Source organism: Paenibacillus humicus NBRC 102415 (genome assembly GCF_004000905.1).
GTDB classification, from domain to species: domain Bacteria; phylum Bacillota; class Bacilli; order Paenibacillales; family Paenibacillaceae; genus Paenibacillus_O; species Paenibacillus_O humicus.
In genome coordinates, this window is the sequence record NZ_BIMD01000034.1 from 41,949 (window position 1) to 63,665 (window position 21,717).

Genomic DNA, 21,717 nt, shown 5'->3' on the forward strand with positions numbered 1-21,717 from the left:
GTAATTTGCTCTGTAAGGGCTATGTAAGTTTTACAGTTAAATAGTGATCATATTTATCCAATTTATTTCATGAAAAATGAAAATGCTTCGGATTATTCAGATGTAAATGCTTTCACGGTGTAAGTTTTAATAACACTTTCTCATTGACTCTTATTGATTATAGGCTATAATAACTATATCCAATCAAAACGTATAGGACAGGGGAGAAATACACAGATGAAATGGACAAGCAAGCCGTTCCAAGTACTGAGTGTATCTGCGCTCGCTATGATGCTCGTTGTTTCCGGTTGCGGTTCGAAGAACAATAACAACTCCGAGAATGCGGGCGGAGCAGCGGGTTCCAACACACCTGCCAATACGGAGAATGCAGGCGGCTCCAACGCCGACTACTCCAAGTTCAAGATCGGCATGGTTACGGACGGCGGCGGCATCAACGACAAGTCCTTCAACCAATCCGCTTGGGAAGGCCTCCAGAAGCTCGAGAAAGACACCGGCATCAAAGTAAAGGCTCTTGAATCGAAGGGCGACGCCGACTTCGAGCCGAACCTGAACACGCTGATCAAAGGCGGCTACGACCTGACTTGGGGCATCGGCTTCATGATGAATAAAGCGATGACCAACGTGGCCACGCAAAACCCGGATGCGAAGCTCGCGAGCATCGACTCCGTCGTCGACGCTCCCAACGTTGAATCCGTCATGTTCGCCGAGAACGAAGGCTCCTTCCTCGTCGGCGTCGTTGCAGGCCTGACGACCAAGACGAACAAAGTCGGCTTCGTCGGCGGCGTAGAAGGCGACCTGATCGGCAAATTCGAAGCCGGCTTCACGGCTGGCGTGAAAGCTGTCAATCCGGATGCTACGGTAAAAGTCAGCTATGTGGGCGACTTCACGAAGCCTGACCTTGGCAAAGCGGCTGCAGCCACGATCTACAACGATGGCGCCGACATCATCTACCATGCTGCAGGCGGCAGCGGCAACGGCGTCTTCACCGAAGCCAAAGAGCGCGTCAGCAAAGGTCAAAAAGTATGGGTTATCGGCGTCGACAAAGACCAATCCGTCGACTTCGGCAACGACATCACGCTGACTTCCATGGTTAAACGTGTCGACCAAGCGGTAGAAATGGTTTCCAAGGATCTGGCCGACGGCAAATTCGAAGGCGGATCGACTCGTACGCTTAGCCTGAAAGACGGCGGCGTAGGCCTTCCGGAGAACAACCCTAACGTTCCTGAGGACGTAATGGCCAAAGTAAAAGAGTATGAAGCGAAAATTACGGGCGGGGAAATCACGGTACCAACCGCGCCAAGCAAGTAAGATTGCCCGAGCCCAAAGACAAGGCCAGCTTCTAGAGCCGGCCTTGTTCTTTTTGCCGTAAAAGGGAAGGAGATGCAAGGATGGAGCAAAGGCCGATCGTAGCAGAACTGAAAGGAATCACCAAGAGATTTCCCGGCATTGTCGCAAACGACAACATCAGCCTGCAGCTTAGAAAGGGAGAGATCCATGCCCTTCTAGGAGAAAACGGCGCCGGCAAGTCGACTCTCATGAATATCCTTTTCGGGCTCTATCAGCCTGACGAGGGGCATATCGAAATCAACGGCAGTCCCGTGGTTATCGACGGTGCCGGCAAGGCGATCGAGCTGCGGATCGGCATGGTCCATCAGCACTTCAAGCTGGTCAAGCCTTTTACTGTAGCGGAGAATATCATTCTGGGCAACGAGCCTACAAAAGGCGCTACGATCGATATCAAGAGCGCCAATGAACGCGTGAAGCAGATTTCCGAGCAGTACGGCCTGAAGGTGGATCCGCGCGTCAAGATCGAGGATATCACCGTCGGCATGCAGCAGCGGGTCGAAATTCTGAAGACGCTTTACCGCGGCGCGGACATCCTGATTTTCGACGAGCCGACAGCCGTTCTGACCGTTCAAGAGATCGAAGAGCTGATCGTCATTCTGCGCAATCTGGCTCGCGAAGGCAAATCGATCATTCTCATTACGCATAAGCTCAAGGAAATCATGGAGATTGCGGACACCTGCACCGTCATCCGCCGGGGCAAAGTGATCGGCAGCGTTTCCGTGAAGGAATCCAACGAGCGCCAGCTGGCGGAAATGATGGTCGGCCGTTCGGTCAGCTTCCAGGTGGACAAGCAGAAGAGCAAGCCGGGCAAGCCGGTGCTGGAAGTGAAGGATCTGGTCGTTCCGGGCGAGCACGGCAAGCCGGTCGTCGACCATGTCACCTTCGACATCCGCGCAGGCGAAGTGTTCGGCATCGCCGGCGTCGACGGCAACGGGCAGACGCAGCTCATCGAGGCGATCACCGGCATGCGCAAGGCAAGCGGCGGCTCGGTGAAGGTGCTCGGCAAGGAATTGCTGGGAACCTCCGTACGCACGGTGACGGAAGCCGGCGTATCGCATATTCCCGAGGACAGGCACAAGCACGGTCTCGTGCTCGACTTCAGCGTCAGCGAGAATATGGTGCTGAACAACTATTACAAAGAGCCTTTTACTCATAAGGGTCTATTGAACTACAAGGCAATGGACGAGAACGCCAAAAAGCTCGCAGAGCAGTTCGACGTGCGGATGTCCGGCATCCATACGGAAGCCCGCTCCTTGTCGGGCGGCAACCAGCAGAAGGCGATCATCGCCCGGGAGCTCACCCGCGATCCGGAGCTGATTATCGCCGTGCAGCCGACTCGCGGCCTTGACGTCGGCGCCATCGAATTCGTGCACAAGCAGCTCATCGAGGCCCGCAACGCGGGCAAAGCGGTGCTTCTCGTTTCCTTCGAGCTGGAGGAGCTGTACGGCCTCTCCGACCGCCTTGCGGTCATCTATGAGGGACGGTTCATGGGCCAGATGGAAGCGGACGAGAAAAACGAAGAGCAAATCGGACTCATGATGGCGGGCAACGCCATGGGAGCCGCCGCCGGCCATACAGGCTGAGACAGGAGGACAACGGATGCAGCGTCTCAATCAAATATTCACGAAACAGTCCACCTATGTTCCGATTCTGGCCATCATTCTCGGCCTGATCGTCGGCGCCATCGTCATGTGGATGGGCGGATTCAACCCTTTCGAAGCCTATAAGGCCATGCTGGTCAAAATTTTCGGGACTACCTACGACTTCGGCGAAGCTATCCGCCAGGTCACGCCGCTGATCTTCACCGGCTTGTCGGTTGCGTTCGCGTTCCGCGCTGGATTGTTCAACATCGGTGCGGAAGGCCAGTTCATCATGGGGATGACGGCCGCTACATGGGTCGGCATCAACACCGATCTGCCTTGGTTCATCCATCTTCCGCTGGCCGTTCTGGCAGGCGGCCTTGCGGGCGCGATCTGGTCGGGCCTTGCCGGCTGGCTCAAAGCGAGTCGCGGAATCAACGAAGTCATTTCGACGATCATGCTGAACTGGATCGCTTATTACTTCGCCAACTTCATGGTTCGCGTCGTCATGATCGAGAAAGGGCAGAACCGCTCCCAGGATGTGCTGCCGTCGGCATCGGCATCCATCGACTGGCTGTCCGCTCTGATGGACAATGCCCGCGTCCACTGGGGCACGGTCATCGCCCTGCTTTGCTCCGGCATTTTCTACTACATTCTTTGGAAGACCCGCCAAGGGTACGAGCTGCGCGCCAGCGGCCACAACGCGGATGCCGCTTTCTACGCGGGCATCAACGTCAAGGGCAGCATCGTCAAGGCGATGATGATCTCCGGCGCCTTCGCCGGTCTCGGCGGCGCCTTCGAGATTCTCGGCGTGTTCAAATCCATGGCGGTCATGAACGCGCAGCCGGGCTACGGATTCGACGGAATCGCCGTGTCTCTGCTCGGCGGCAACAACCCGTTCGGCATCGTGTTCGGCGCGATTCTGTTCGGCTTCCTCAGCTACGGCTCGCAGGGCATGAACTTCGAGCTTGAGGTTCCGAACGAAATCATCCGGATCGTCATCGGCTCGGTCATCTTCTTCGTAGCCAGCCACGGCATCGTCAAATGGTTCCTCAAGCCGTTCTTCAAAAAACGGCGGGAAGAAAAGAAGGGGGCGGCGTAAATGGATCTTTTGGCTCAGCTGATCAACACCACGCTGGTCTTCTCGACCGCCCTGATTCTGGCCGCGCTCGGCGGCATCTTCTCGGAGCGCTCCGGCGTCGTCAACATCGGCCTTGAAGGCCTCATGATCGTCGGCGCGTTCAGCGCGGCCGTGTTCACGTATTTCTCCAGCGAATGGGGCTTCGGCGGCGGCTCGCCTTGGTTCGGCCTCCTCATGGCGGTCGTCTGCGGCGTCGTCTTCTCCCTGCTGCACGCGGTGGCTTCCATCACGCTGAAGGCCAACCAGGTCATTATCGGGGTCGTCATCAATATCCTTGCCCTGGGCGCGACCATCTACCTGGTCAAGAGCCTGTTTGACGGCCAGGGCCAGTCGGAGAACCTGACCGGCATCGCCTTCACCAAGTGGAACATCCCGGTCCTCTCGGATATTCCGTTCATCGGAGAAGCGCTGTTCAAGGCTTACCCGACCACGTACATCTGCTACGTGCTCGTGTTCCTGAGCTGGTTCGTCCTGTACCGGACCCGCTTCGGCCTGCGCCTGCGCGCCGTCGGCGAGCATCCCGGCGCGGCGGACACCGTCGGCATCAGCGTCACGAAGTACCGCTACATCGGCGTCATGCTGAGCGGCGCGTTCGCCGGTCTCGGCGGCGCAGCGATCTCGCTTACGACGACGTACGATTTCTCGCACACGACGATCAGCGGCCAGGGCTTCATCGCGATCGCGGCGATCATCTTCGGGCGCTGGCATCCGATCGGCGCGGCAGGGGCGGCCTTGTTCTTCGGCTTTGCCCAGGCGCTGCGCTTCCAAGCGCAGCTGTTCGAATGGTCCAAGGCCATTCCAAACGAGTTCCTGTATATGCTGCCTTACGTCCTCACGCTGCTGCTGCTCGCATTTGCGGCGGGCAAAAACCGCGCTCCGGCGGCGGCGGGTGAGCCTTACGATCCCGGCAAGCGTTAAGATCGGCTTACAGTCTCTTGCATCCATATGCAAGAGGCTTTTTTTTGCACCCTGCATCAGATGGGGACAACAAATCCGAAAGAAGGAAAGCCCTGCTCGACGATACATGGAATGGCGTCAAAAAAGGATGCCGGCGAAGGAAGCGGCGGAGCTCGCGGCCCCTGTTTTGAGCGGAGGGACCTTTAGGCTCCGGACAGCCGGTTCCCCTTGGAAATCGGGGCTCCGCAAGCAAAATTCCTTGGTTGACAGCCTCGGAGCAGGGGTGTAAATTAGGTGTTACTGAATCGTCACATCTTATCAACATTGTGAATCATTTCACGAGTTAAAAGGGGCATCCGGCATGGAATGTCCGGATGGTTGAGCATACTATAACGGGTCCGCGCCTGTGCTGACGCATGGAAGCGACGGACTTCGAAGGAGATGGATCGACGTGGAAGCTTTGGCTCTGGAGCGCAAGGCGGAACAGAACCGGGAACTGCGCGAGAGGCTGCTGCAGCTGAAGAAAGAACGCAACGCCATCATTCTCGCCCACTATTATCAGAGGGATGAAATTCAGGAGGTCGCCGATTTCCGGGGGGATTCGTTCCTGCTGGCGCAAAAGGCGGCTGAAACCGACGCCGATACGATCGTATTCTGCGGCGTCCACTTCATGGGCGAGAGCGCCAAGATTCTGGCTCCGAACAAGACCGTCATCATTCCCGACGAGCGGGCCGGCTGCCCGATGGCGGACATGGTCAATGTCGAGGGCCTGCGCAAGCTGAAGGCGCAGCATCCCAATGCGAAGGTCGTCACGTATATCAACTCTTCGGCCGAGATCAAGGCGGAGACGGATATTTGCTGCACGTCGGCCAACGCCGTGAAGGTCGTCAACTCGGTCGACAGCGACGAGATCATCTGGGTGCCGGACAAGAACCTGGGCCATTATGTCCAGCAGAAGACCGACAAGAAGATGATCATCTGGGAAGGCTACTGCAATACCCATGACATGCTGACCGTCAAGGACGTCGAGGAAATGAAGGCCAAATATCCGAACGCGGAATTTGTCGTCCATCCCGAATGCCGTCCGGAAGTCGTCGAGCTCGGCGATTTTGTCGGAAGCACGACGGCCATCATCAAATATTGCAAGGAATCGCCCAATAAGGAATTCATCGTCGGAACCGAGGACGGCACCGGCTACCAGCTTCGTCTGGACAGCCCGGACAAGACGTTCCATTTCGCGACCAAATACCTGGTATGCCCCAACATGAAGGTCAACAACCTCAAGAAGCTGGTCCGCTGCCTGGAAAACATGTCTCCGCAAATCTATGTGCCGGATGCCGTTGCCGACAAGGCGCGCCTGTCCCTGGAGCGCATGCTGCTGGTGAAGTAGCATGCGCTACTCCCATGTCCGGAGGAGCTTGCACCTATGATACCTAGATATTTAGTCGATCTGAATCTCGACGAGCTGCCTGTCGTGGAGAAGGATGTCATCGTCATCGGGGCCGGCATTGCCGGTCTTTTTACCGCTATACGGGCCAGCGAACGGAACTCGGTCCTGATGATCACCAAGAAATCGCTCATGGACAGCAACACGCGTTATGCGCAGGGAGGCATTGCCGCCGTCATTTCCGACGAGGATTCTCCCGACTTCCATCTGGAGGACACGCTCGTGGCCGGCGCCGGCCTGTGCGACCGCGACGCTGTCGAGGTGCTGGTGCATGAAGGGCCCAAGGGCGTGCGCAGCCTGATCGGCATGGGCACGCAGTTCGACCTCGAGAACGGGGAATTCGCCTTGACGAAGGAAGGCGCGCACAGCCAGCGCCGCATCCTGCACGCCAACGGCGACGCGACCGGCTTCGAGATCGTCCGCGCCTTGTCGGAGAAGGCGATGGCCGCCGAGAGGATCGAGGTATGGGACGACCACTTCGCCATCGACCTCATCACGCGGGACAATGAATGCTGCGGCGCCCTTGTGCAGAAGCCGGACGGCAGCCGGGTATTCGTGCGCGGCAAGGCGACCATCCTGTGCACCGGCGGCACTGGGCAGATGTTCCGGTATACGACCAATCCGGAAGTAGCGACCGGAGACGGCGTCGCGATGGCTTACCGTGCCGGAGCCTACATAAGAGACATGGAATTCATTCAGTTCCATCCGACAACGCTTTGCTACCCGGGCGCGCCCCGCTTCCTCATTTCGGAGGCTGTCCGGGGAGAAGGGGCCGTTCTGCGCAACATCCGCGGCGACCGCTTCATGGAGCGATACCATCCTCAGCTGGAGCTGGCGCCGCGCGACGTCGTCGCCAATGCCATCGTCAGCGAGCTGGAGCAGACGCGGTCGACATTCGTCTATCTGGACGTGACGCATGAGTCGGAGGAGATGATCCGCCACCGGTTCCCGACGATCTACGAAACCTGCCTGCAGTACGGCCTCGATTTGACGACGGACTGGATTCCGGTCGCTCCGGCGGCCCATTATACGATGGGCGGCGTCAAGACGGATCTGAACGGAGAGACGAATCTCTCCCGCCTGTTCGCCTGCGGCGAAGTGTCTTCGACCGGGGTGCATGGCGCCAACCGGCTGGCGAGCAACTCGCTGTCGGAGGCGATCGTGTTCGGGCGCCGCATCATCCACCGCATCGAGGAGCTGCCGCCGCTTGAGGGCGCGGTTCATGTACGGGAAGAAAAGGAAGAGCATAGCGCCATCTCCAGACAGGCGGTCGTGGAGAAGCGGCTCAAGCTGCAGAAGGTCATGGTTCGCTATGTCGGCTTGCGCCGCAGCGCGGACAGCCTGGCCAAAGGGCTTGTCGAGCTGAAGAGGCAATTGCCGTTCCTTTCGTCGGTCATGGCCAAATGGGAAGATTTCGAGTTCGCCAATCTGCTGACCATCTCCATGCTGACCGCGGAGTCCGCGGCTGCCCGCGAGGAAAGCCGAGGCGCGCATTACCGGGTGGATCATCCTCAGCGGGATGACCGCAATTGGCGCAAACATACGGTTCTGCACCGAGTGCAGGGCATTACGGAGGAATCGGTATATGATGGATCAGCAATTTGAGGCCGGCCTTGGCCTCGGCGGTTATGACAAAAGTCTTCGCGACAGCGTTCAGAGCTGGCTGGCCGAGGATATCGGCACCGGGGATGTGACGACCCGCACGACCATTCCGGCTGGCAGCAACATGAAAGCCGTCATCCACGTCAAGGAAGACGGGATTATCGCCGGCCTGCCCGTCGCGCAGACCGTCTTTTCGGTCGTCGATCCATCCCTTGCCTTCACGGCTCATGCAAAGGACGGCGACCGGGTAACGGCGGGAACCGTCATCGCCGAGGTGGAAGGCAGCACGCACAGCATTTTGACGGGCGAGCGGCTCGCGCTCAACCTGATGCAGCGCTTGTCGGGCATCGCCACCAAGACAAGCCGCTTCGTCGACATTCTTGACGGGCTCCCGACTCGTCTGGTCGACACCCGCAAGACGACTCCGGGCCACCGGATGCTGGAGAAGTACGCCGTCCGCGTCGGCGGCGGCGCCAATCACCGCTTCGGCTTGTACGACGCCGTCATGATCAAGGACAACCATATCAAGGGAGCCGGCGGCATCACCGCGGCCGTGATCGCGTCCCGTTCCGTCATCCCGCACACGATGAAGATCGAGGTCGAGACGGAATCGATGGAGCAGGTCGGCGAAGCTCTTGATTGCGGCGCGGACATCATCATGCTCGACAATATGAAGCCGGAGCTTATGGCGGAGGCCGTTCGTCTGATCAAGAGCCGTTCTCCCCATGTCCTTACGGAAGCGTCGGGCGGGGTGCGGCTGGAAACGATCCGGGCCATCGCCGAGACCGGCGTGGACATCATTTCCGTCGGCGCCCTCACGTATTCGTTCGAAGCTCTCGATATCAGCCTCGACCTGGGCGGCAAGAAGGGGAGGTCGTAATCCGTGATTGTCGTCATCGACGTAGGCAATACGAATATCGTGCTCGGCATCTACCGCGGACAGGAGCTGCTCCATCACTGGCGCATGAGCACCAACCGCTCGGCGACGAGCGACGAGTACGGCATGATGGTGTACAACTTCTTCCAATTCGCCGGCATCTCCATCGATTCCATCGACGGAGTCGTCGTCTCTTCGGTCGTGCCGCCGCTCATGAGGACGCTGGAGCAGCTGTCGGTCAACTACCTTCGGCACTCCCCTCTCGTCATCGGTCCCGGCATCAAGACGGGCCTCAACATCCGGTACGAGAATCCGCGCGAGGTCGGAGCGGACCGCATCGTGAATTCTGTCGCCGGCATCGAGAAATACGGCTCGCCGCTCATCGTCGTCGATTTCGGTACGGCGACGACCTTCGATTATATCGATCCGAGCGGCGCTTATCTGGGCGGCGCCATCGTGCCGGGCATCGGCATCTCGACGGAAGCGCTTTACCAGAAAGCGGCCAAGCTGCCGCGCATCGAGCTTGTCCGGCCGCGCAGCGTCATCGGCCGCAATCCTGTGACTTCAATGCAGGCCGGCATCATTTTCGGCTATGCCGGACAGGTGGACGGCATCGTCCGCCGGATCCGCCAGGAGTTCGGAACCGATCCGCGCGTCATCGCGACGGGCGGCCTGGCCGACATGATCGCGGCGGAATCGGAGACGATCGAGAAGGTGGACCAGCTGCTCACGCTCGAAGGGCTGCGCATCATTTACGAGCGCAACCAGGACCAGCATGGTTAATGAAGCCGGAGAAAGAGCAAATTGAGATAGGATTGAGCGGCGCCGACTGAAGCATTGAGTCAACGGCAATGAAGAAACCAACAGAGGACAAGGAGGGATTCATTGATGAGCGATTACAAGGAAGGAACCCGCGAGGGCGACTATCTCGTCCGGGGAACGGCATGGGGCGGCAAAGTCCGCGTATTCGCGGCGCGCACGACCGAGCTGGTCGGCGAGCTGCAGCGGCGTCACGGAACCTACCCGACCGCTTCCGCAGCGCTGGGACGCACAGCGACGATCGGGTCGATGATGGGGATGATGCTCAAGGGCGAGGAGAAGCTGACGCTTCAGGTCAAGGGCGACGGTCCGATCGGCCAGATCGTCGTTGATGCCAACGCCAAGGGAGAGGTGCGCGGTTATGTCGACAACCCGGAGGCGCATGTGCCGAGCAATTCGCTCGGCAAGCTCGATGTGGCCGGCGTCGTCGGTACGACGGGCTTCGTCCATGTCACCAAGGATCTGGGCCTCAAGGAGCCTTATCGCGGCAGCGTTCCAATCGTATCCGGCGAGCTGGGCGAGGATTTCACCTATTACTTCGCTTCCTCCGAGCAGACGCCTTCGGCGGTTGGAGTAGGCGTGCTGGTGGACGTGGACGGAAAGGTGCTGCATGCAGGAGGCTTCATTCTCCAGCTGCTGCCGGGCTTGACCGATGAGGAGATCGGGCGGCTCGAGACGGCTCTGGGCGGGCTGCCGCATGTCACGGCCCTTTTGGATCAAGGTGAGACCCCGGAAGAAATTCTGCGGTGGGTCGTCGGCGACGAGCTGACTGTGCATGAGACGATGGACGTGAAGTTCGTCTGCCAATGCTCTGCCGAAAAGGTGGAGCAGACGCTGATCAGCATGGGCGAGACCGAGCTGAGAAACTTGATCGAAGAGGAAGGATCGGCTGAGGTCGTCTGCCACTTCTGCAACGAGGCCTACACGTTCGACAAGCCTCATCTGGAAAGGCTGCTTCAAGAAGCCACCGCCGGCAAGAACGGGTAAGGGAAGACGGGCGATATGGGCAAGGACAAAATGCTCAAGGGAATCATCGGCTTGCAGGCGGTCTGCATGATCGTGCTCGCCGTTTTTGTTGTCATCCAGCAGCTTCCCGAGTCGGCTCCCGGATCGGTCGACGCGTCCGGAGCGGGAGCCGGAGGCTCGGACGGCGAAGCGGCTGTCGTCGGGGATCAGGCGATCCGGAATTCGGATTGGGTGGAGCAGCTCAAGAAGCAGTACGGGGACAGTGTGCTGAGGATGCTGATGCTGCGCAGCGCGCTGGACCAGGAGAGCGCCAAGGGGAGCCTGGAAGTGACGGCCGAAGAGATTCAGTCGGAGCTGGCTTCCCAGATGGAAGGATACGAGGATGAGGACGCCTTCTACCGGGAAATGAAGGAGCAGCTCGGCATGAGCCGGGATGACGTATGGAGCGACGCCATGTACCGCCTGCTTCTGGAGAAGTGGATGACGCGCGGCATCGAGGTTTCGGACAAGGAAGTAGACGCTTATATGAAGGAGCATCAGGCGGAGCTCTCCGCTTCCTCGCGCCTGCATCTTCGCTGGATCGTCCTTCCGGATTCGGACAAGGCCTCTGCGGTGCTGGATGAGCTGGAGCAGGGGGCCGGCTTCGAGGAGCTGGCGCAGCGGGAATCCCTGGATGAAGGAACGGCTTCGAACGGCGGAGATCTCGGGCTGATCGACGAGCGGGATCCATTCCTCGACCCGGGGGCGGCCAAGGCGGCCGCCGGCCTGCAGCCCGGCGACATCGCAGGTCCCGTGGAGGTGGCCGGAGGTTATGCGGTCATTGAGCTGCTGGAGCGGATCACGCCTCCGGACCCCGGCAAGGCCGCCATGCGCGAGCGGGTCAAGCGCATGATCGCCCTGGACGAAGCGGGATCCCTGAAGGATGGGGAAGAGAAGCTTCTCAAGCACTATCAGGCATCGGTGCTGCCCGATCCGACATCGGAACCGACCAAAGGATAGCGAAATGACGATACGTTCATGCTGTCCTCCGCGATTCTATTGACAAGGGCCGAAAGGCCTTGTTAAGATAGAAACAGCTAATAACCTACTATTTTAGTCGGAATATAGATGAGGAGGCAGTTGACTATGGCCAGAATTGTGCAGAATGTAACCGAACTGATCGGAGATACGCCGCTTGTCCGCTTGAACCGCTTGGTGCCGGAGGGAAGCGCCGAAGTGTACGTGAAGCTGGAATATCAGAACCCGGGCTCCAGCGTCAAGGACCGCATCGCCATCAGCATGATCAACGTTGCGGAAGAGCAAGGTCTGATCCAGCCGGGCGTGACGACGATCGTCGAACCGACGAGCGGCAACACGGGAATCGGCCTGGCCATGGTTGCTGCAGCCAAGGGCTACCGTTCCGTGCTCGTCATGCCGGAGACGATGAGCCTTGAGCGCCGCAACCTGCTTCGCGCTTACGGCGCGGAGCTGGTGCTGACGCCAGGAGCCGAAGGAATGAACGGCGCCGTCAAGAAGGCGGAGCAGCTGGCGGAGGAGAACGAGAACTACTTCATCCCGCAGCAGTTCAAGAACCCGGCCAACGTCAAGGTCCACCGCGAGACGACGGGACCGGAGATCGTCGAGGCGATCAACGGCTACGACGGCAAGCTGGACGCGTTCGTGGCGGGCATCGGCACCGGCGGCACGATCAGCGGCACGGGCGAGGTGCTGCGCAAGAGCTTCCCGAACATCCACATCGTCGCGGTCGAGCCTGCGGCATCCCCGCTGCTGTCCGGCGGCAAGCCGGGCGGGCACAAGATCCAGGGCATCGGCGCCAACTTCATTCCGGACATCCTGGATCGCGAGATCTACGATGAAGTCATTACGGTCGAGAACGAGGAAGCATTCGAGTTTGCGCGCCGCGCCGCCAAGGAAGAAGGCCTGCTCGTCGGGATCAGCTCCGGCGCAGCCATCTCTGCCGCGCTGCAGGTGGCCAAGAAGCTGGGCCCGGGCAAGCGCGTCATCGCGGTCGTTCCGAGCAACGGAGAGCGCTACCTGAGCACGCCGCTGTTCAACTTCGAGAACTAGGTTCCGGATAACACGAAGGCTCTCCGACGATCGGAGGCAGAGTCTTCACGCAGGGCAAACCGTTCCGACGCCATCTCTATCGATGGCGCGGGGCGGTTTTTTCATGGCCGGAAACGCATCCCGCGTAGGCGGGGTTCCTTATTTTCATGGCAGGCGCTTTCGGAGGCAGGCGGATTACAATCAGGGATATGGCGCCTTTTTCAGCTTGATTTTGAACAATCAAAAGGATACGATCAGTCGATAGAGAAGAGGACGATGCATGAACGGGGGAAGCGGGGCCATGACAGAATTCGGAGTCACGTCTTGGGAGCAGTGGGAATCTTGGCTGGGCGGGGAGAAGGAGTACACGACCTTGCCGGTGCTGGCCAGACTGCCTCTGCCGGAGGAGAGCCTGCTGCCGGAATCCTGGGAACGGATGTGGCTGGAGGCGGGGCCTTGCTCGATCGTCCTGGAGAGCGGCAAAAGCGGAAGGTACACCTATATGGGACGGCGGCCCGCCGAGCTGCTGCAGGGCAAGGGCGGCTATGCCGAACAGCTCCGGCTTCGGCTCGGAAAGGGCGGCCGGGCAGATTACGAGCTGGTCGAGCGCTTCGAGGCCGCTCCGCTGGAGGCGGTCAGGCGCTGGATGCGAGGATCGGACGGTCCGAGGCTTCCTGCGGGAGAAGGTCCGGCATGGACCGGAGGCATCGGCGGATTCTGGAGCTATGACATCATCCGCTCCATCGAGCGCCTCCCGGAGCTGGCCGAAGACGATCTCGGCTTGCCGGACTATCTGTTCATGCGGCTGGACGAGCTGTGGATCGTCGACCGCAAGAAGCGGCTGCTGTTCGCTTCGGTTCATGTCCCTCTGACCGGCCAGGCCGGTGCAGGCGCCAGGAGAGCCGCATACGATGCGGCTGTCGTCCGTACGGAAGAAATGCTTCGGGAATGGGCGGACTGGAGCGCCTCATCCGGTGCGGCAGCGGAGCTTGCGGATTCTCGGCGCCAGCTCCTGGAGCGGGAGCGGGACGGCTCCGCCCCTCCATTCGCGGATGTGCCGGAGGGGGCCGCCAGCCCGTTCCTCAAGGACCGCTATATGAATGCGGTCCGCCGGATCCAGGATTACATCGCGGCGGGCGACGTCTTTCAAGTCAATCTCTCGCTCAGGCAGCAATGCCGGACGGAGACATCGCCGGAAGAGCTGTACGAATGGCTTCGCCTCATCAATCCTTCTCCGTATATGGGCTTGCTCCGCACGCCGGGCTTCCAGCTGGTGTCCGCCTCGCCGGAGCTGCTCGTCGAGATGAAGGACGGGCGGCTGGCCACGCGTCCGATCGCGGGGACTAGGCGGCGCGGGCGAACTCCGGAGGAGGATGCCGCGATGGAGCGGGAGCTCAGGACGAGCGAGAAGGAGACCGCCGAGCATATCATGCTCGTAGACCTGGAACGCAACGATCTCGGACGTGTGTCGAGCTACGGCAGCGTGCGCGTGGAGGAGCTGATGGCGGTGGAGCGGTACTCCCATGTCATGCATCTGGCTTCCCAGGTGGAAGGCCGTCTGGCCGAAGGACTCGATGCATTCGACGTCATCGCCGGAGTGTTTCCCGGAGGGACGATTACCGGCGCCCCAAAAATCCGCACGATGGAAATCATCGAGGAGCTGGAACCGGTACGCCGCGGTCCGTATACGGGCTCGATGGGCTGGATTGACTACAGCGGGGATATGGAATTTAATATTATTATCCGCACGATGGCCGTCCTGGACGGCCAAGTGCATATCCAGGCCGGGGCGGGCATCGTGATCGACTCCGACCCCGAGCGGGAATACAAGGAATCCATCAGCAAGGCAAGAGCGCTGTGGCGCGCTTTCCAATACGCGGAGCTGCACCGCGCCGCGGATGCCGCGCCGGCATCCGACACCAACTGACAGGGGGCTTTCGAAATGATTCTCGTACTCGACAATTACGATTCCTTCACGTACAACCTCGTGCAGTACCTGGGCGAGCTGAACGAAGAGATCGTCGTGAAGCGCAATGACGAGATTACGCTGGAGGAGGTCGCCGGGCTTGCTCCGGACCACATCCTGATCTCTCCGGGACCTTGCTCTCCGAACGAAGCCGGCATCAGCCTCGCTCTGATCGAGCGCTTCAAGGGCGAGATTCCGATCTTCGGCGTCTGCCTGGGGCACCAGGCGATCGGACAAGCCTTCGGAGGCGAGGTGGTGCGGGCGGAGCGGCTCATGCACGGCAAGACGTCTCCGATCCTTCACGAGGGAAGGGGCGTATTCCGCGGCCTGCCGTCGCCGTTCACCGCGACACGCTACCACTCCCTCATCGTGCGGCGCGAGACGCTGCCGGACGAGCTGGAGATCACGGCTGAGACGGCCGAGGGCGAAATCATGGGCTTGCGGCACAAGAAATATGCCGTTGAAGGCGTGCAGTTCCATCCGGAATCCATCATTACGGAGAACGGATTGGCTCTGCTGCGCAACTTCCTGTCGGAGACGGCCGTTCGATGAAGATTGGTTATAACGGATCCGTGGCCGATTCCGAAGATGTCCGCATCTCGGTTTTCGACCACGGATTTTTATATGGAATGGGATTGTTCGAGACGTTCCGCACCTACGGAGGCGAGCCTTATTTGCTGGAGAGGCACCTGCGGCGGCTGGAGGACGGCTGCGCGCGGCTGCAAATCTCCTATCGGGCTGAACCGGATCGGATCCGCAGGCTGGTCCGCGATGTGATGGCTGCCGCAGCAATCGACGGCGATGCCTATGTCCGCATGACGGTGTCCGCCGGCGACGAAGGGCTCGGCTTGCCGGCCGGGCCTTACGCCTCGCCTTCGGAGATCGTCATGGTCAAGAATCTTCCGCCGGCAACTCCGGAGCTGCATGTCCGCGGACGCGAGCTGCGCCTGCTGGGGACGCCGCGGAATACGCCCGAGCTCGGCATCCGGATGAAGTCGCTGCATTACATGAACAGCATCGCGGCCAAGCAGGAGCTGATGGCCTCCGGAGCTTCGGCCGGGTCCGAAGGGCTGATGCTGACAGCGGAAGGATGGCTGGCGGAGGGAATCGTCAGCAATCTGTTTTTCGTCTCGGGCGGCATCGTCCGCACGCCGTCCCTGGAGACGGGGATTCTGCCCGGAATTACGCGCGGCCGCGTCATGGAGCTGGCGCGGGAAGCGGGAATGCCGGTCGAGGAAGGACTGTACCGGTGGGAGGATCTATTGGAGGCGGACGAGGTTTGGACGACCGGGTCGGTGCAGGAGCTGGTTCCCGCAACCGCGCTGGCTGACGGCTCGGGGAAGCTCGCCCATCCACGTGCAGGAGCGGCGGCGGGTCCGATATGCAGCAAGCTCCTCGGCCTGTACCGGGCCGATGCGCGAAGCGGCTGGCGGATAGACAGATCCTGATCGGACATCCGGCAGCCGCTTGCGTATTGCGAGGCTCCGGCTGAAGCCTGGCCGCAGATTCCGCAGGCTATCCGGTTCATTAAGTTTTTTTATAGGAGGGGATTCGATGTATATCCGTCAACGGCGCCATGCCGTGCCGAAGCGCCGGTATGAGCTGGGGGGAGGCGTCAGGCTGGAGCTTGGAGAGCGGACCTTGATCATGGGCATCCTGAATGCGACCCCGGATTCGTTCTCCGACGGCGGACGCCATGCCCGGGTGGATGAGGCGGTGCGCCACGCCCTGAAGATGGCGCGTGAGGGCGCGGACATCATCGATGTCGGAGGAGAATCGACCCGACCCGGCTTCACCCCTGTTCCGCATGAGGAGGAGCTGCGGCGCGTCGTTCCCGTGATCGAGAGGCTGCGCCTCGAGCTGCCGGAGATGCCTCTTTCCATCGATACGTACAAGTTCGAAACGGCGAGGGCGGCGCTTCAAGCCGGCGCGCATATCATCAACGATATATGGGGTTTGCGGCTCGATTCCCGAATGGCCGATACCGCCGCCGAGTTCGGCTGCCCGGTCATCATCAGCCACAACCGGCAGGAAAGGGACTACGAGGATCTCATACCGGATGTCGTTTCCGACCTTCAGGGAAGCGTCGAGATCGCCAGGGCGGCGGGCGTAGCCGAGGAGAACATCTGGCTCGATCCCGGCATCGGCTTTGCCAAAACCCATGAAGACAACGTGGCGCTGATGGGGAGCTTGTCACAGCTGGCGGAGCTGGGCTACCCGGTGCTGCTCGGCACTTCGCGCAAGCGGTTCATCCGGGACACGCTCGGGCTGCCGGTCGGAGAGCTGATCGAGGGAACGGCAGCGACGGTGGCGCTTGGAATCGCCCAAGGCTGCCAGATCGTTCGCGTGCACGATATCGATGCGATCCGCAAAACATGCGCAATGACAGACGCGATCGTCTACGGCCCGCGCTGATACTTTGGAACAGAAAGGAATGGACCGGCCGACAATGGACAAGATGACACTTAATGGCATGCGGTTTTTCGGTTATCATGGCGTATTTCCGGAGGAGAACCGGCTTGGGCAGAACTTCCATGTCGACCTCGTTCTCAAGCTGAATCTTGAGCAGGCCGCCCGCACCGACGAGCTGGAGCATTCCATCAACTATGCCGACCTGCATGCGGCGACCAAGAAAATCGTGGAAGGGCCGCCCGTGAAGCTGATCGAGGCGCTGGCGGGCCGTATTGCAACTGCACTGCTCGAGACGTATACTGGCATTACTGAATTGACCGTTCGCGTGACGAAACCGAATCCTCCGTTCGAGATCCACTTCGACGGCGTTGTCGTCGAACTGGTGCGAAAGCGGGATGAGCATGGAGAAATCGTACCCGCATAGCGGGACTGCCGGGACTATGAGCAGGGCCTATATCGCCCTCGGCTCCAACATAGGGAAACGCGCGGACCTGCTCGCGCAGGCGTTGAAGCTGCTTGACGGAAGCGAGGGCGTGTCCGTGGAGGAGGTATCCTCCGCGTATGAGACCGATCCGGTCGGTTACGCCGACCAGCCCGCTTTCCTCAATATGGCGGCTTCTCTGCGGACGCGCCTCGATCCGCTGGAGCTGCTGCGCCTGATGCTCGACATCGAGCGCCGGCTTGGCCGGGTCCGCGATATCCGCAACGGCCCGAGAACGATTGATTTGGATCTGCTTTTATATGAAGATGTGTCCATGGATAAGGAAGAGCTGCAGCTCCCTCATCCTAGAATGGAGGAGCGGGCGTTCGTGATGGTTCCCCTGGCCGAGGTGCTGGAACCGGGCCACCCTCTGCTGGCCAAGGCGGAGTCGATGGCGGTCGCGGCATTACGGGATGGAAAGGAAGGCATTGCTCAATGGAATACGATCAACTGGCGCAGCGGATCCGCGCCTTTCGGAAGCTGAAGGGCTTCACCCAGCAGCAGCTGGCCGACAAGCTGGAAGTATCCGTTGCGGTGCTCGGCTCGCTCGAGCGCGGCACGCGCAAGCCCGAAGCCAAGCTTCTCGGGCGGATCGCCGACACTCTCGGCATCGACTATGAAGAATTGACGGCCGTGACGAGCGGCGGTCTGCGATAGAAGGAAGGAACGGTTATGCTTAAAATCGGAAATATCGAAATGAAGAATAATGTCGTTCTCGCTCCTATGGCGGGCGTCTGCAACCCTGCATTCCGGCTCATCGCCAAAGAGTTCGGCACCGGGCTCGTTTGCGCGGAGATGGTGAGCGACAAGGCGATTGTCCACGGCAACAAGCGCACGCGCGAAATGCTGTTCGTGGATGAGCGCGAAAAGCCGCTCAGCCTGCAGATTTTCGGCGGAGACCGCAGATCCCTTGTCCAGGCTGCGAAAGTCGTCGACAAGGAGACGAATGCGGACATCATCGACATCAACATGGGCTGTCCGGTGCCGAAGGTGACCAAATGCGATGCCGGCGCCCGCTGGCTGCTCAATCCCGACAAGATCTACGAGATGGTCAGCTCGGTCGTCGACGCCGTCGACAAGCCGGTAACGGTCAAGATGAGGATCGGCTGGGACAGCGACCATATCTTCGTGGTCGAAAACGCCCGCGCCGTCGAACGCGCCGGAGGCAAAGCCGTCAGCGTGCATGGACGCACCCGGGAGCAGCTGTATACGGGCCATGCCGACTGGAGCTACATTAGGCAGGCCAAGGAAGCGGTGAGCATTCCGGTCATCGGCAACGGCGACGTCAACACCCCGGAGGACGCCAAGCGCATGATCGCCGAAACCGGCTGCGACGGCGTCATGATCGGACGCGCGGCGCTCGGCAACCCTTGGATGCTCTACCGCACGATCCATTACCTCACGCATGACGAGCTGCTGCCGGAGCCGAACGCCGTGGAGAAGATGGAGATCGCCATCCTTCACATGGACCGGCTGATCGCGCTCAAAGGCGAGGCCGTAGCCGTGAAGGAGATGCGCAAGCATCTGGCCTGGTATCTCAAAGGCCTCAAGGGCGCCGCCCGCATCAAGGACAACATCATGGAAGAGACGAGCCGCGATGTCATGGTCAACATCTTGAACGAGTATATCCGGTCTCTCGGCCAGGATGCCCAGATGCCGGCCGTACCGGAAGCGGCGGTCAACTGAAGCCATAGCACTGCCGCCCGCGGCAAGACGCTTTCCCTTGCGGGAAGCGTGCCCGCGGGCGGCCGTCTTTGCCGGGGGCCTCTCATTGACACGCCGGGTGCAATTGCATATAATCTTGCAATATAATCCTGTGCCGTCTGTTCTTGGTGGATTATGGACACGGTTTCAGGCACTGGGAATCCTGCTGTAATTCCTTTCGCTTTCAACGCGAGGTAAGCAAATACGCCACGACAGGAGAATCGGCAATGAGCGACAAAGAAGTGATTCTGACTCAGGACGGACTCAAGAGGCTGGAAGAGGAACTGGAGAATCTCAAATCCGTGAAACGTCGCGAAGTGGCCGAGCGGATCAAAGTCGCTATCGGTTATGGCGACATCAGCGAAAACTCCGAGTATGAAGATGCCAAAAACGAGCAAGCTTTTATCGAAGGCCGCATCCTTACGCTTGAGAAAATGCTGCGCAACGCGCGCATCATCAATAATGACGATATCGCCGTAGATACGGTAAGCATCGGCTCCATCGTGACGATCGAGGACCTTGAGTTCGGCGATACGATTGAATACGCCATTGTCGGCACGGCGGAATCCGATCCGCTGCAGAACAAGATCTCCAATGAAAGCCCGCTCGGCCGGGCGATTCTCGGCAAGAAGAAGGGCACGACCGTGGAGGTCAACGTTCCGGCCGGCGTCATTCAATACCGGATCTTGGACATCAAGAAGTAATTCAGGCACCCAGACCAGACCCAACAGCTATACTTCCATTCAAGAGCTTCCTACCTATAGGGAGCTTTTTTAAGGGATAGACAAGCAAGGAGATGAAGATCAAGTGAGTCAAGAGAACGGCACAGTGGATCAACAGGAACAGCAGGACCTAAGCGAGCTCCTGCAGCTTCGGCGGGCAAAGCTCGATGAGCTTCGCGATCTGGGCGTGGACCCGTTCGGCAGCAAGTTCGAGCGCACGGCGACAGCCGGCGGCATTGCTTCCGAATTCGGAGATCTGACCAAGGAAGAGCTGGAGGAGAAGGGCGCTGCCGCTCGTATCGCCGGCCGCATCATGACCAAGCGCGGCATGGGCAAGGCCGCGTTCGCCACGATTCAGGACCTGACCGGCCGCATTCAGATCTATGTCCGTCAGGATTCGGTCGAAGAAAGCCAGTACAAGGCTTTTGACCTGCTCGATATCGGCGATATCGTTGGCGTCGACGGCACGGTATTCAAAACGAAGACGGGAGAGATCTCCGTCAAAGCGAAGGAAGTAACGGTCCTCAGCAAGTCGCTGCTTCCTTTGCCGGACAAATTCCATGGACTCAAAGACGTGGAACAGCGCTACCGCCAGCGTTACGTCGATCTGATCACCAACCCGGACGTGCAGCAGACGTTCATCCTGCGTTCCCGCATCATCCAGTCCATGCGCCGTTACCTGGATTCTCTCGGTTATCTCGAGGTTGAAACCCCGACTCTCCATACGATTGCCGGCGGAGCGGCCGCTCGTCCGTTCATTACTCATCATAATGCGCTGGATATGCAGCTCTATATGAGGATCGCCATCGAGCTTCACCTCAAGCGGCTGATCGTCGGCGGTCTCGAGAAAGTATATGAGATCGGCCGCGTCTATCGCAACGAGGGCATGAGCACTCGGCACAATCCGGAATTTACGATGATCGAGCTCTACGAAGCCTATGCCGACTACAAGGACATCATGTCCCTGACGGAGAACCTCATCGCGCATATCGCCCAAGAGGTGCATGGCAGCACGGTCATCGACTATCAAGGCCAGCAAGTGGATCTGACCGTCCCATGGCGCCGCGTGTCCATGATGGAACTCATCAAGGACGCGACCGGAGTCGATTTCACGCAGCAGCTGTCCCTTGAGGAAGCGCAGCAGCTGGCTCAGGAGCATAAGGTTCCGGTGGAGCCGCATATGACCTACGGCCATATCGTCAATGCTTTCTTCGAGACTTTCGTGGAGCATACGCTCGTTCAGCCTACGTTCGTAACCGGCCATCCCGTGGATATTTCTCCACTCGCCAAGAAGAACGATGAGGACCCGCGCTTTACGGACCGCTTCGAGCTGTTCATCGTATCCCGCGAGCATGCCAATGCTTTCACGGAGCTCAACGATCCGATCGACCAGCGCCAGCGCTTCGAGGCACAGATGGTGGAGAAGGAAGCGGGCAACGACGAGGCGCATGAGATGGATGACGATTTCATCCGCGCTTTGGAATACGGCATGCCGCCAACAGGCGGTCTCGGCATCGGCATCGACCGTCTAGTGATGCTGCTGACGGATTCGGCTTCTATCCGAGATGTGCTTCTCTTCCCTCATATGAGAAACGAATAGCTGAAAGCCCGCATAAACCCTAGGTTTTATGCGGGCTTTTCTTCTTTCTAGCAGGCTATCAATAAAGAAATGAAAAAAGTTATAAAAAACACTTGCATTGGCCTATGTGG

21 protein-coding genes are annotated in these 21,717 nt (G+C 59.6%); all 21 read left to right on the forward strand.

Features of this window, described 5'->3' with window-relative positions; genetic code table 11:
* Window positions 1-216: 216 nt before the first annotated feature.
* The 21 genes from PHU01S_RS18380 to lysS all read left to right on the forward strand — a co-directional run bounded on the left by PHU01S_RS18380 (window position 217) and on the right by lysS (window position 21,607).
* On the forward strand, window positions 217-1,308 hold the full coding sequence (locus tag PHU01S_RS18380; protein ID WP_048749058.1) for a BMP family lipoprotein: 1,092 nt from the start codon (window positions 217-219) through the stop codon (window positions 1,306-1,308).
* Between the two features lie 80 nt (window positions 1,309-1,388).
* Window positions 1,389-2,930 (forward strand): ABC transporter ATP-binding protein, encoded by a 1,542-nt coding sequence (locus PHU01S_RS18385; protein ID WP_048749057.1) that lies wholly within the window; start codon window positions 1,389-1,391, stop codon window positions 2,928-2,930.
* A gap of 16 nt (window positions 2,931-2,946) precedes the next feature.
* Window positions 2,947-4,029 carry an ABC transporter permease gene (locus PHU01S_RS18390; RefSeq protein WP_048749056.1) on the forward strand — a complete coding sequence of 361 codons (1,083 nt, stop codon included), beginning with the start codon at window positions 2,947-2,949 and terminating at the stop codon, window positions 4,027-4,029.
* Complete coding sequence (locus tag PHU01S_RS18395; RefSeq protein ID WP_021878943.1) at window positions 4,030-4,986, forward strand: ABC transporter permease; 957 nt, start codon at window positions 4,030-4,032, stop codon at window positions 4,984-4,986.
* A 430-nt stretch (window positions 4,987-5,416) separates the two neighbouring features.
* Window positions 5,417-6,355, forward strand: a complete 939-nt coding sequence (gene nadA / locus PHU01S_RS18400; protein ID WP_048743683.1) for a quinolinate synthase NadA — start codon at window positions 5,417-5,419, stop codon at window positions 6,353-6,355.
* Between the two features lie 36 nt (window positions 6,356-6,391).
* Complete coding sequence (gene nadB / locus PHU01S_RS18405) at window positions 6,392-8,017, forward strand: L-aspartate oxidase (protein WP_049868652.1); 1,626 nt, start codon at window positions 6,392-6,394, stop codon at window positions 8,015-8,017.
* On the forward strand, window positions 8,001-8,894 hold the full coding sequence (gene nadC, locus PHU01S_RS18410) for a carboxylating nicotinate-nucleotide diphosphorylase (protein WP_127509075.1): 894 nt from the start codon (window positions 8,001-8,003) through the stop codon (window positions 8,892-8,894). The genes nadB and nadC overlap by 17 nt, the downstream gene beginning before the upstream one ends.
* Window positions 8,895-8,897: 3 nt before the next feature.
* Window positions 8,898-9,674 carry a type III pantothenate kinase gene (locus PHU01S_RS18415; protein WP_021878948.1) on the forward strand — a complete coding sequence of 259 codons (777 nt, stop codon included), beginning with the start codon at window positions 8,898-8,900 and terminating at the stop codon, window positions 9,672-9,674.
* Between the two features lie 105 nt (window positions 9,675-9,779).
* On the forward strand, window positions 9,780-10,697 hold the full coding sequence (hslO, locus tag PHU01S_RS18420) for an Hsp33 family molecular chaperone HslO (RefSeq protein ID WP_048743680.1): 918 nt from the start codon (window positions 9,780-9,782) through the stop codon (window positions 10,695-10,697).
* Between the two features lie 15 nt (window positions 10,698-10,712).
* On the forward strand, window positions 10,713-11,675 hold the full coding sequence (locus PHU01S_RS18425; RefSeq protein ID WP_021878950.1) for a peptidylprolyl isomerase: 963 nt from the start codon (window positions 10,713-10,715) through the stop codon (window positions 11,673-11,675).
* Window positions 11,676-11,801: 126 nt separating this feature from the next.
* Window positions 11,802-12,743: a cysteine synthase A gene (gene cysK / locus PHU01S_RS18430; protein ID WP_048743677.1), complete on the forward strand. Its 942-nt coding sequence runs from the start codon at window positions 11,802-11,804 to the stop codon at window positions 12,741-12,743.
* A gap of 280 nt (window positions 12,744-13,023) precedes the next feature.
* The gene (locus tag PHU01S_RS18435) at window positions 13,024-14,649 is read left to right on the forward strand and encodes an anthranilate synthase component I family protein (protein WP_127509057.1); all 1,626 of its coding nucleotides are present in this window, start codon (window positions 13,024-13,026) and stop codon (window positions 14,647-14,649) included.
* A 15-nt stretch (window positions 14,650-14,664) separates the two neighbouring features.
* Window positions 14,665-15,240 (forward strand): aminodeoxychorismate/anthranilate synthase component II, encoded by a 576-nt coding sequence (gene pabA / locus PHU01S_RS18440; RefSeq protein ID WP_048743675.1) that lies wholly within the window; start codon window positions 14,665-14,667, stop codon window positions 15,238-15,240.
* Window positions 15,237-16,136, forward strand: coding sequence for an aminotransferase class IV (locus PHU01S_RS18445; protein ID WP_048743673.1), 900 nt, complete (start codon window positions 15,237-15,239; stop codon window positions 16,134-16,136). Before pabA ends, PHU01S_RS18445 begins: the two co-directional genes overlap by 4 nt.
* A gap of 106 nt (window positions 16,137-16,242) precedes the next feature.
* Entirely contained in the window at window positions 16,243-17,103 is an 861-nt protein-coding gene (gene folP / locus PHU01S_RS18450) for a dihydropteroate synthase (protein WP_127509060.1), read from the forward strand.
* 34 nt (window positions 17,104-17,137) lie between these two features.
* Window positions 17,138-17,524 carry a dihydroneopterin aldolase gene (gene folB / locus PHU01S_RS18455; RefSeq protein WP_127509063.1) on the forward strand — a complete coding sequence of 129 codons (387 nt, stop codon included), beginning with the start codon at window positions 17,138-17,140 and terminating at the stop codon, window positions 17,522-17,524.
* A gap of 16 nt (window positions 17,525-17,540) precedes the next feature.
* Complete coding sequence (gene folK / locus PHU01S_RS18460) at window positions 17,541-18,065, forward strand: 2-amino-4-hydroxy-6-hydroxymethyldihydropteridine diphosphokinase (protein ID WP_049868655.1); 525 nt, start codon at window positions 17,541-17,543, stop codon at window positions 18,063-18,065.
* The gene (locus PHU01S_RS18465; RefSeq protein WP_048743666.1) at window positions 18,017-18,238 is read left to right on the forward strand and encodes a helix-turn-helix domain-containing protein; all 222 of its coding nucleotides are present in this window, start codon (window positions 18,017-18,019) and stop codon (window positions 18,236-18,238) included. Before folK ends, PHU01S_RS18465 begins: the two co-directional genes overlap by 49 nt.
* Before the next feature lie 15 nt (window positions 18,239-18,253).
* Window positions 18,254-19,267, forward strand: coding sequence for a tRNA dihydrouridine synthase DusB (gene dusB, locus PHU01S_RS18470; RefSeq protein ID WP_021878957.1), 1,014 nt, complete (start codon window positions 18,254-18,256; stop codon window positions 19,265-19,267).
* 245 nt (window positions 19,268-19,512) lie between these two features.
* Window positions 19,513-19,989: a transcription elongation factor GreA gene (gene greA, locus PHU01S_RS18475; RefSeq protein WP_048743662.1), complete on the forward strand. Its 477-nt coding sequence runs from the start codon at window positions 19,513-19,515 to the stop codon at window positions 19,987-19,989.
* Between the two features lie 103 nt (window positions 19,990-20,092).
* Entirely contained in the window at window positions 20,093-21,607 is a 1,515-nt protein-coding gene (gene lysS / locus PHU01S_RS18480; protein ID WP_048743660.1) for a lysine--tRNA ligase, read from the forward strand.
* Window positions 21,608-21,717 lie beyond the last annotated feature (110 nt).

What these genes read in the sequence shown, in the direction of transcription:
- PHU01S_RS18380 (WP_048749058.1), top strand. Translation starts at nt 217, where the DNA reads ATGAAATGGACAAGCAAGCCGTTCCAAGTACTGAGTGTATCTGCGCTC.
- PHU01S_RS18385 (WP_048749057.1), top strand. Translation starts at nt 1,389, where the DNA reads ATGGAGCAAAGGCCGATCGTAGCAGAACTGAAAGGAATCACCAAGAGA.
- PHU01S_RS18390 (WP_048749056.1), top strand. Translation starts at nt 2,947, where the DNA reads ATGCAGCGTCTCAATCAAATATTCACGAAACAGTCCACCTATGTTCCG.
- PHU01S_RS18395 (WP_021878943.1), top strand. Translation starts at nt 4,030, where the DNA reads ATGGATCTTTTGGCTCAGCTGATCAACACCACGCTGGTCTTCTCGACC.
- nadB (WP_049868652.1), top strand. Translation starts at nt 6,392, where the DNA reads ATGATACCTAGATATTTAGTCGATCTGAATCTCGACGAGCTGCCTGTC.
- nadC (WP_127509075.1), top strand. Translation starts at nt 8,001, where the DNA reads ATGGATCAGCAATTTGAGGCCGGCCTTGGCCTCGGCGGTTATGACAAA.
- hslO (WP_048743680.1), top strand. Translation starts at nt 9,780, where the DNA reads ATGAGCGATTACAAGGAAGGAACCCGCGAGGGCGACTATCTCGTCCGG.
- PHU01S_RS18425 (WP_021878950.1), top strand. Translation starts at nt 10,713, where the DNA reads ATGGGCAAGGACAAAATGCTCAAGGGAATCATCGGCTTGCAGGCGGTC.
- cysK (WP_048743677.1), top strand. Translation starts at nt 11,802, where the DNA reads ATGGCCAGAATTGTGCAGAATGTAACCGAACTGATCGGAGATACGCCG.
- PHU01S_RS18435 (WP_127509057.1), top strand. Translation starts at nt 13,024, where the DNA reads ATGACAGAATTCGGAGTCACGTCTTGGGAGCAGTGGGAATCTTGGCTG.
- pabA (WP_048743675.1), top strand. Translation starts at nt 14,665, where the DNA reads ATGATTCTCGTACTCGACAATTACGATTCCTTCACGTACAACCTCGTG.
- PHU01S_RS18445 (WP_048743673.1), top strand. Translation starts at nt 15,237, where the DNA reads ATGAAGATTGGTTATAACGGATCCGTGGCCGATTCCGAAGATGTCCGC.
- folP (WP_127509060.1), top strand. Translation starts at nt 16,243, where the DNA reads ATGTATATCCGTCAACGGCGCCATGCCGTGCCGAAGCGCCGGTATGAG.
- folB (WP_127509063.1), top strand. Translation starts at nt 17,138, where the DNA reads ATGGACAAGATGACACTTAATGGCATGCGGTTTTTCGGTTATCATGGC.
- folK (WP_049868655.1), top strand. Translation starts at nt 17,541, where the DNA reads ATGAGCAGGGCCTATATCGCCCTCGGCTCCAACATAGGGAAACGCGCG.
- PHU01S_RS18465 (WP_048743666.1), top strand. Translation starts at nt 18,017, where the DNA reads ATGGAATACGATCAACTGGCGCAGCGGATCCGCGCCTTTCGGAAGCTG.
- dusB (WP_021878957.1), top strand. Translation starts at nt 18,254, where the DNA reads ATGCTTAAAATCGGAAATATCGAAATGAAGAATAATGTCGTTCTCGCT.
- greA (WP_048743662.1), top strand. Translation starts at nt 19,513, where the DNA reads ATGAGCGACAAAGAAGTGATTCTGACTCAGGACGGACTCAAGAGGCTG.